Genomic DNA, 2,583 nt, shown 5'->3' with positions numbered 1-2,583 from the left:
TTCTCTCAAAACTAGATAACAGATGTAACATCATTCAAATGTGGTTAAGTCCTCGATCGATTAGTATCTGTCAGCTCCATGTGTCGCCACACTTCCACCTCAGACCTATCAACCTGATCATCTTTCAGGGATCTTACTTCCTTGCGGAATGGGAAATCTCATCTTGAGGGGGGCTTCATGCTTAGATGCTTTCAGCACTTATCCCGTCCGCACATAGCTACCCAGCGATGCCCTTGGCAGAACAACTGGTACACCAGCGGTGCGTCCATCCCGGTCCTCTCGTACTAAGGACAGCTCCTCTCAAATTTCCTGCGCCCGCGACGGATAGGGACCGAACTGTCTCACGACGTTCTGAACCCAGCTCGCGTACCGCTTTAATGGGCGAACAGCCCAACCCTTGGGACCGACTACAGCCCCAGGATGCGATGAGCCGACATCGAGGTGCCAAACCTCCCCGTCGATGTGGACTCTTGGGGGAGATAAGCCTGTTATCCCCGGGGTAGCTTTTATCCGTTGAGCGATGGCCCTTCCATGCGGAACCACCGGATCACTAAGCCCGACTTTCGTCCCTGCTCGACTTGTAGGTCTCGCAGTCAAGCTCCCTTGTGCCTTTACACTCTGCGAATGATTTCCAACCATTCTGAGGGAACCTTTGGGCGCCTCCGTTACCTTTTAGGAGGCGACCGCCCCAGTCAAACTGCCCACCTGACACTGTCTCCCCGCCCGATAAGGGCGGCGGGTTAGAAGGTCAATACAGCCAGGGTAGTATCCCACCGATGCCTCCACCGAAGCTAGCGCTCCGGTTTCCAAGGCTCCTACCTATCCTGTACAAGCTGTACCAACATTCAATATCAGGCTGCAGTAAAGCTCCACGGGGTCTTTCCGTCCTGTCGCGGGTAACCTGCATCTTCACAGGTACTATAATTTCACCGAGTCTCTCGTTGAGACAGTGCCCAGATCGTTGCGCCTTTCGTGCGGGTCGGAACTTACCCGACAAGGAATTTCGCTACCTTAGGACCGTTATAGTTACGGCCGCCGTTTACTGGGGCTTCAATTCGCACCTTCGCTTACGCTAAGCGCTCCTCTTAACCTTCCAGCACCGGGCAGGCGTCAGCCCCTATACTTCGCCTTGCGGCTTCGCAGAGACCTGTGTTTTTGCTAAACAGTCGCCTGGGCCTATTCACTGCGGCTCTCTCGGGCTTGCACCCTAACAGAGCACCCCTTCTCCCGAAGTTACGGGGTCATTTTGCCGAGTTCCTTAACGAGAGTTCTCTCGATCACCTTAGGATTCTCTCCTCGCCTACCTGTGTCGGTTTGCGGTACGGGCACCTCTCACCTCGCTAGAGGCTTTTCTTGGCAGTGTGGAATCAGGAACTTCGCTACTATATTTCGCTCGCCATCACAGCTCAGCCTTATGGGAAACGGATTTGCCTATTTCCCAGCCTAACTGCTTGGACGCGGATATCCATTACCGCGCTTACCCTATCCTCCTGCGTCCCCCCATTGCTCAAATGGTGAGGAGGTGGTACAGGAATATCAACCTGTTGTCCATCGCCTACGCCTTTCGGCCTCGGCTTAGGTCCCGACTAACCCTGAGCGGACGAGCCTTCCTCAGGAAACCTTAGGCATTCGGTGGAGGGGATTCTCACCCCTCTTTCGCTACTCATACCGGCATTCTCACTTCTAAGCGCTCCACCAGTCCTTCCGGTCTGGCTTCTCTGCCCTTAGAACGCTCTCCTACCACTGTTCGAAGAACAGTCCGCAGCTTCGGTGATACGTTTAGCCCCGGTACATTTTCGGCGCAGAGTCACTCGACCAGTGAGCTATTACGCACTCTTTAAATGGTGGCTGCTTCTAAGCCAACATCCTGGTTGTCTAAGCAACTCCACATCCTTTTCCACTTAACGTATACTTTGGGACCTTAGCTGGCGGTCTGGGCTGTTTCCCTTTCGACTACGGATCTTATCACTCGCAGTCTGACTCCCAAGGATAAGTCATTGGCATTCGGAGTTTGACTGAATTCGGTAACCCGGTAGGGGCCCCTAGTCCAATCAGTGCTCTACCTCCAAGACTCTTACCTTGAGGCTAGCCCTAAAGCTATTTCGGAGAGAACCAGCTATCTCCAGGTTCGATTGGCATTTCACCCCTACCCACACCTCATCCCCGCACTTTTCAACGTGCGTGGGTTCGGGCCTCCATTCAGTGTTACCTGAACTTCACCCTGGACATGGGTAGATCACCTGGTTTCGGGTCTACGACCACGTACTCATGCGCCCTATTCAGACTCGCTTTCGCTGCGGCTCCGCATCTTCTGCTTAACCTTGCACGGGATCGTAACTCGCCGGTTCATTCTACAAAAGGCACGCCATCACCCGTTAACGGGCTCTGACTACTTGTAGGCACACGGTTTCAGGATCTCTTTCACTCCCCTTCCGGGGTGCTTTTCACCTTTCCCTCACGGTACTGGTTCACTATCGGTCACTAGGGAGTATTTAGCCTTGGGAGATGGTCCTCCCGGATTCCGACGGAATTTCACGTGTTCCGCCGTACTCAGGATCCACTCTGGAGAGAACGAAGTTTTGA

At 53.8% G+C, this 2,583-nt stretch carries 1 rRNA gene; it reads right to left on the bottom strand.

Going from position 1 to position 2,583, the window contains the following annotated elements:
• Nucleotides 1–40: 40 nt before the first annotated feature.
• Nucleotides 41–2,583: ribosomal RNA gene (locus AAGG74_RS23420) — 23S ribosomal RNA — on the bottom strand; the annotation flags it as partial.

The sequence above is a fragment of the Bacillus mexicanus genome (genome assembly GCF_050445615.1).
Classification (GTDB): Bacteria; Bacillota; Bacilli; order Bacillales; family Bacillaceae; genus Bacillus; species Bacillus mexicanus.
This window is presented reverse-complemented; position numbering and strand designations above follow the sequence as displayed.